The organism is Okeania sp. SIO2F4 (assembly GCF_010672385.1).
Lineage (GTDB): Bacteria > Cyanobacteriota > Cyanobacteriia > Cyanobacteriales > Microcoleaceae > Trichodesmium.
Window position 1 is genome coordinate 1 of sequence record NZ_JAAHGT010001258.1, and the last position, 2,075, is coordinate 2,075.

4 protein-coding genes are annotated in these 2,075 nt (G+C 38.4%); 3 read left to right on the top strand and 1 reads right to left on the bottom strand.

What is annotated here, in order from left to right; translation table 11 throughout:
* From F6K22_RS39460 to F6K22_RS39470, 3 genes are all read left to right on the top strand, one after another.
* On the top strand, window positions 1–613 hold a 613-nt coding region (locus tag F6K22_RS39460; RefSeq protein WP_293110479.1), incomplete at its 5' end, for a CHRD domain-containing protein.
* Between the two features lie 8 nt (window positions 614–621).
* Window positions 622–1,011, top strand: coding sequence for a M10 family metallopeptidase C-terminal domain-containing protein (locus tag F6K22_RS39465; protein WP_293110483.1), 390 nt, complete (start codon window positions 622–624; stop codon window positions 1,009–1,011).
* A gap of 223 nt (window positions 1,012–1,234) precedes the next feature.
* Window positions 1,235–1,525: a putative toxin-antitoxin system toxin component, PIN family gene (locus tag F6K22_RS39470; protein WP_293110485.1), complete on the top strand. Its 291-nt coding sequence runs from the start codon at window positions 1,235–1,237 to the stop codon at window positions 1,523–1,525.
* Window positions 1,526–1,832: 307 nt separating this feature from the next.
* Here the strand turns inward: F6K22_RS39470 and F6K22_RS39475 are convergent.
* On the bottom strand, window positions 1,833–2,075 hold a 243-nt coding region (locus tag F6K22_RS39475; protein WP_293110481.1), incomplete at its 5' end, for an FAD-linked oxidase C-terminal domain-containing protein.

A 2,075-nucleotide genomic window follows, 5' to 3' on the forward strand; every position in this document is an offset into this window, starting at 1 on the left:
CTTATCTGGCGGTTTTTTCGAGCTGTCGAGCGATTTATTAAATGTTGGACCAGAAGACTCAGAAGGAAATCCTCAAAGTTCGGTTCACGTTCATGTGGGTGGACTTGGTGAAAATGGTGGTATTTTACGCAACTTAACTGTAGTTGATACTGGTCAGAACAGTGGTTTCTTTTCTGGTAATTTTACTCTGAATGATACTGAAGTTGCTGCAGTAGAGTCAGGAGGAACTTATATTAACCTGCACACAGAGGATAATCCGACTGGTGAGTTGCGCGGACAGGTTGTGTTGGAAAATCTTGATATTGTCATTCCTGATGAAAATGTAGTTTTCAATGGAGACAACCGGGATAATAATATTCAAGCAGGTTTTGCTGACGATATAATCAGAGGTTTTGCTGGAGACGATCGCTTAAATGGACTCGCAGGTGATGACCGGGTTGTTGGTGGTGATGGTGATGACAACCTTATAGGTGCAAGGGGAAATGATACTCTATTCGGTCAGGATGGTAACGATCTTTTAGAAGGTCGTCTACACTCTGATATATTGATTGGAGGAAGCGGTAATGATACTCTCAGCGGTGGTCAAGGTCGCGTTCGCGTAAGCGTTGCGTAGCAAATCGCCTGAATGGTGGTTCTGGAAATGATGAATTAACGGGAGGAGGAAGTATAGACCTATTTATCTTTAATACTAATCAAGAGTTTGATTCTGATGATATAGGTACAGACGTAATTACTGATTTTAATAGTGGGCAAGATAGAATTTTGCTTGACTTGAGAACCTTTACTGCTCTAGATAGTTCTCCTGGTATTGGTTTATCTGAAGATGATTTTGCAATTGTCTCCAGTGTAGATGATGGTGCCATTTCCGAAGCTGAGATTGTTTACAACTCTGTAAGTGGAGCGTTATATTATAATCCCAACGGTACTGAAGATGGTTTTGGTATTGGGGGTGAATTTGTCAACTTAGGTGGTGGTACAGATTTAGTAGCTGGTGATTTTCAAGTTAGATAGAAGTTGAAGTAGCTATTAGCTTTCAGCATTCAGCTATCAGCTTTTTTATATAGCTCTGGGTTGAAGATTATGGGTGGATTGTATCATATAGAATCCGCTTGAAAAGTTGTCCGCAGCGACGATAGGAAGCAATCTCGTGAAACCTCTGAGATTGCTTCCTTTCACTCCGTTCCAGTCGCAATGACTAGGCTATAGTAATTATCAGGATTCTATATCAGAATAAATTTTAGCAGAACATAATGAAGTCTTATATCGAAGAAAGCTGAAGTTTAGTGATAGGAAAAGAACAGAATGGTTAAACTTAATTAGAGATAGTACAAGGTTAATTGAAGTTAATCTTGTGGTTGACTTTCAAAGAGACCCTAAAGATGCTAAATTTATCGCTTTAGCAATGGCAAGTGAGGCGGATTTTTTGATTACAGGGGATAAAGATTTTAGTAAAATGAGAGAATTACCAAAAACAGTTATTGTTTCAGTTTCTTTGTTCTATGATTTGTTTATAAATGAGGAATAGATATTAAATCCCCCCTTTCCAAGGGTAGGTTGGGTTGAGGAACCGAAACCCAACAATAATTTTAACAGAATTTTGTTTCTGCTGGATTAGGTTTTAAACAGTTATCAGAGTGTAGGTTGGGTTGAGGAACGTAGCTTGCTTCCCGTTAGGGTAACCCAACAATAATTTTACAGAATTTTGTTTCTCGAGGGAACGAAATCTCAACTATAATAATGCTTTGTTGGGTTTCACTTTGTTCTACCCAACCTACTTTACCCAACAATAATAACGCTTTGTTGGGTTTCACTTCGTTCTACCCAACCTACTTTTAAATTCCACCAACAAAAGAATGTGGATTAAGAATATTTTTGGGGTCAAATTTTTGTTTAATTCCACGCATTAAATCAAGACCGTTTTGATTATAACCCCAAACATCTAGCTTTTCTTTCATCTCTAATGGTGCTGCTAAAACTGTTAGAAACCCACCAACAGATTCACACCAGCGCCGTAATTCTAAAATAGTTTCAGGAGTAACAGAATTAAAGCGTAATTCTCCTAAACCAACACCTGA